The 1,492-nt window shown below is 65.9% G+C and carries 2 protein-coding genes and 1 pseudogene; all 3 read left to right on the forward strand.

Annotation, left to right across the window (positions count from 1 at the left end; all coding sequences use genetic code 11):
* Positions 1-669 (forward strand): annotated as a pseudogene (locus FQ389_RS17520) (flavin reductase family protein); the annotation flags it as partial.
* A 46-nt stretch (positions 670-715) separates the two neighbouring features.
* Positions 716-1,252: a hypothetical protein gene (locus FQ389_RS17525; protein ID WP_144209918.1), complete on the forward strand. Its 537-nt coding sequence runs from the start codon at positions 716-718 to the stop codon at positions 1,250-1,252.
* Positions 1,253-1,304: 52 nt separating this feature from the next.
* Positions 1,305-1,466, forward strand: a complete 162-nt coding sequence (locus tag FQ389_RS17530) for a hypothetical protein (RefSeq protein WP_407662943.1) — start codon at positions 1,305-1,307, stop codon at positions 1,464-1,466.
* Positions 1,467-1,492: the final 26 nt, after the last annotated feature.

Genomic DNA, 1,492 nt, shown 5'->3' on the forward strand with positions numbered 1-1,492 from the left:
GCATCACCCCGATCATGTCGATCTGCAAATCCGCGCTGTCGGAGGGCAGCGGGCAGGTGACACTGGTCTACGCCAACCGCGACGACCGCTCGTTGATTCGCCGAGGCGCTGCGCGAGCTGGCCGCGAAATACCCCGACCGGCTCACAGTGTTGTACTGGCTCGAATCGCTGCAGGGGCTGCCGAGCACGGCCGCCCTGGCAAGGCTGGCCACGCCGTTCACCGACCGGCACGCCTTCATCTGTGGGCCCGGCCCGTTCATGGAGGCGATCCGGCAGGCGCTTGAAACGCTGAAAGTGCCTGCGGCCCAAGTACACATCGAGATGTTCAAGTCGCTGGAATCGGATCCGTTCGCGGCGGTCACGGTCGAGGACACCGACGCGGGCGACTAGCCGCCGGCCACCGTCGTCGTGGAGCTGGACGGGGAAACCCACACCGTGTCATGGCCGCGCCACGCCAAGCTGCTCGGCGTGCCGCTCGCCAAGGGCCTCGACGCGCCGTTCTCCTGCCGGGAAGGTCACTGCGGTGCCTGCGCCTGCACGCTGCGCAGCGGCAAGATGAACATGGAAGCAAACGACGTGCTCGAACAGCAGGATCTGAACGAGGGGCTGATCTTGGCCTGTCAATCTCACCCGAAATCTGATTCGGTAGAAGTCACCTACGACGACTAGTCGCGTGGTTACGTTGCCCCTCGAGGTTGGACGGAAGGAAGCGCCGATGCTGCGGTCGATCACGGGCACGCTGATCGCCGTCGGACTGATGATGAGCGTGCTGCCCGTCCCGGTCACGGCGGCGGCGTGCAACACCGCCACCACCCTGTTCCCATTGGACGGCCCCGACCAACTGGAGGCGCGGGCCATCCTTAACTGCTTCAAATCCGATGGCCACTGCGACTTCACCGTCGGGGCGAACATGCAGACACCCAACGGTGTCGCCGGGTTTCCGCCGGGGCTGTGGGCGAGCCAGACCACGGAGATCCGGTCATCCAACCGGCTGGCTTACCTCGTCGCGCACGCCAAAGGCCAGTACGAGCGGGTGGTGAAATCCATGGGCACCGACGAGATCACCACGGTGTACTTCGGCGAGGGCCCGCCGGAGAAGTATCAGAGCACCGGCCGCATCGACTCCACGGACTGGTCGACGGGTCAGCCCAAGACCGACGTCAACGTCATCGTCTGCACCCATATCCAAGTGGTCTATCCCGGGGTCAACATCACCTCGCCGAGCACCTGCGCGCAGACCACGTTCTCCTGACGCAGTCCTAATCCACGTCGGGCGTTCCCCGCCCGGCGTGGTACTGCACGCGGTGGGCGATGAGGGGGACTCGATGCGGCGCATCGCCGAGGTGATCGGGCGTCGGCTCGGTGTGCCCGTCGAATCCGCGGGACCTGAGCGTTTCGGGCCGCTGGGCACCATGTTCGCGGTCGATCAGCCGTCGTCGAGCGCGCTCAGGCCTGCTCGAGGGTGATCCGGAACAGCGTCGTGGCGTCGTCG

The organism is Mycobacterium tilburgii (assembly GCF_902168065.1).
Classification (GTDB): Bacteria; Actinomycetota; Actinomycetes; order Mycobacteriales; family Mycobacteriaceae; genus Mycobacterium; species Mycobacterium tilburgii.

Excerpts from the sequence above, each read along its gene's own strand:
- FQ389_RS17525 (WP_144209918.1), top strand. The coding sequence starts at position 716 with ATGCTGCGGTCGATCACGGGCACGCTGATCGCCGTCGGACTGATGATG.